This window comes from Microcoleus sp. AT3-D2, assembly GCF_036705715.1.
GTDB lineage: Bacteria > Cyanobacteriota > Cyanobacteriia > Cyanobacteriales > Microcoleaceae > Microcoleus.
Genome location: NZ_JAUBVE010000173.1, coordinates 1 through 2,325 on the forward strand (window position 1 = coordinate 1; position 2,325 = coordinate 2,325).

General features: G+C 39.1%; 3 protein-coding genes and 1 pseudogene. 2 read left to right on the plus strand and 2 right to left on the minus strand.

What is annotated here, in order from left to right:
• Nucleotides 1-56: 56 nt before the first annotated feature.
• Entirely contained in the window at nt 57-326 is a 270-nt protein-coding gene (locus QUB44_RS30555; protein WP_333373615.1) for a hypothetical protein, read from the minus strand.
• 21 nt (nt 327-347) lie between these two features.
• Nucleotides 348-1,437 (minus strand): annotated as a pseudogene (locus QUB44_RS31360) (IS630 family transposase); the annotation flags it as partial.
• A gap of 146 nt (nt 1,438-1,583) precedes the next feature.
• Between QUB44_RS31360 and QUB44_RS30570 the strand changes: the two are divergent.
• Together QUB44_RS30570 and QUB44_RS30575 are read left to right on the plus strand one after the other, a co-directional pair.
• Nucleotides 1,584-1,793: a hypothetical protein gene (locus QUB44_RS30570; RefSeq protein ID WP_333373623.1), complete on the plus strand. Its 210-nt coding sequence runs from the start codon at nt 1,584-1,586 to the stop codon at nt 1,791-1,793.
• Between the two features lie 107 nt (nt 1,794-1,900).
• On the plus strand, nt 1,901-2,272 hold the full coding sequence (locus QUB44_RS30575) for a hypothetical protein (RefSeq protein ID WP_333373626.1): 372 nt from the start codon (nt 1,901-1,903) through the stop codon (nt 2,270-2,272).
• The last annotated feature ends 53 nt before the right edge of the window (nt 2,273-2,325 follow it).

Here is a 2,325-nt window from a genome sequence, read left to right on the forward strand (position 1 = left end):
AGTAAATGATTGTAGTTCCGTACTATCTTCACACAATGCTCAAAAAGTCAACCACTCTATTTGATGACACGCCCTAGATTTGTGGTCAAGAAATTGGTTTTTTGGGTCGCCAGTACCCATTTTTCGCAGAAACCGTTGTTTCTGCGTAAGATCACTTCTGACTGCGCCGGAATTGTATAGCAGAAGGAAGAAGGAAGTTCGGCAACGGATTCGCTTTCTTCGGATGTAACGGATGTAACGGATGTAACGGATGTAACGGATGTCAGTCCGATGTCCGTCGGAAGTCGGAAGAAGGAAGAAGCAATAAAATCAATCGTTTCAGCCATTACTCCCTTCCCGCTAGAAGACTATAGAATGAGATTATAGATATGTTGAATCGTGTTGGCAATTTGGATTGGAGTCTGCAATTGTTTAGTTTCAAAAAAGGTTTTAATTCGCCGTTCAACCTGCTCGATACTTTTGTCACTTGGTAAATGATGTAGTAGTCTCAATCGGAGCAAATAAATTAGATATTCGACTAAATTAAAATTCGGAGAATATGGTGGTGTATAAACAAATTCAACTGTTATCTGTTCCTCAATCCCTGATGTGAATAACTCAGCCCATAAATAACGGTGCAGTTTATCCTTATGCGTAGAATTGTTATCTAGAATGATTGTCAAATGCTTGATTCTTTCCTGAATACAGTATGAGCAGAACTCTCCAAAGTATAATGCTAAGTCTTCTGTTTTGGCAGTTGGTACTAACCGCAAGAATTCTTCTCCACTCACAGCATCTACTGCTAATAATCCATTTAATTTCTCTCTCTTTTTACTTTCATTTGATGGCACTTGAGGTCGAGTATTTTTTTCGACCCATCCATAGTATGTACTTGGTCGGTTATATACAGAGAATTCATCAAAAAAAAGAATTTTCTCCTCACGCTTTTTCTGGCGCATTTTTTTTTAGCATCTTTACAAACTCTTTTTGTTTTTCTGGTGAAGCATTCTCGTAATCTCGGTGGGCTTTTTGATGGGAGAGATTCAAATTATCTAAGATTTCATAGATTCTTGATGTTTTCAACTCTACTCCCCATCTTTGCTTTATTACGAATGCTATAATTTTTCCGATCCAGATTTCTCGGTCTATTCCATACTTAGTTGGTCTATCGTTCAACACCATTTCTTTTGTCTCCTGCTGCTGATGAGGATTCAGCCTCTCTTTCACTTGATGCTTGATTGGCTCCACTAGCCCCTCTAATCCTGCATCTAGATATTTACCAATCCATCTGGCTATGGTTAAATCTGTACATCCTACTAATTGGGCTACTTCCGCTCGACTTTTTCCTTCGCTTAGATATCTTATTGCTGATAGCCTCTGTCCTATAGCAAGTCTATTTGAGTCGTGAATGTAGAACCACCTGAAACGTTTGTGATGATTGAATCCATTGTTTACAAATCAAATGGTTTTGCTATATATATGCTTGCTGATTCTTGTAATATGGGAGCATCCCACTTTTGCAGTCAGTATAAATACTCAGACAATTGTCTGGCTAAGCTGATGGCATAATAGAAAGCAGATAAATTACCATAATCCAAGTTCGCATGACCCCAGAAGAACAGCAGAAGCTCAAAATAAATCTCCAAGAAATAGCAGAGATCCTTTATAAGAATACCCCAGTAGACAATCTACAAAGCTTTGAATCCGTAGAACTGAGTGTGAGGGAACATTTAATTGAGACAGTAGCACCAGAAATTAGCGGTTTTTTTTTCACTCGGCGGGGGGAAAAGGTTCGGGTAGAAAAAGAACCATAAAAAGTTGTGTAGGAGAAATAACTATATCGAGTAAACAAGCCCAAAGACTGGGAGTAAAGAAGGGAAGTCGTCTGAGTCCTAATTTGGAAAAATGTTGTTTATTATTAGTGGGAAATGAATCTTTTGCCAATGCCGAGAGAGACCTCAAAAGGTTGACAGGAATTTATGTACCGCACAGTACACAACATCGACTATTAGAGCGTTACGAATTCTCCTCGGCTCAAGCTACGGAGCAAGTAGAAGCATTGATTATAGACGAAGGAAATGTCAGACTGAGAACTCATGAAGGAGAAGAAAGTATCTGGAGGAACTATAAGGCGGTTAAGGTACATGGTCAAGTAGGGGCAGCTTTTTTCCAAAATAATCCAGATTTAGTGGCATGGGTAAATAGCCAACCTCAAAGTGAAGCGATAACCTGCTTGGGGGATGGTCATGATGGGGTGTGGAATCTGTTTAACAATACTCCGGACAGTTTTTAAGCAGCCAAAGTACCATAAGACAAGACTGAAGGAAGATTAGGATGGTTTAAAAT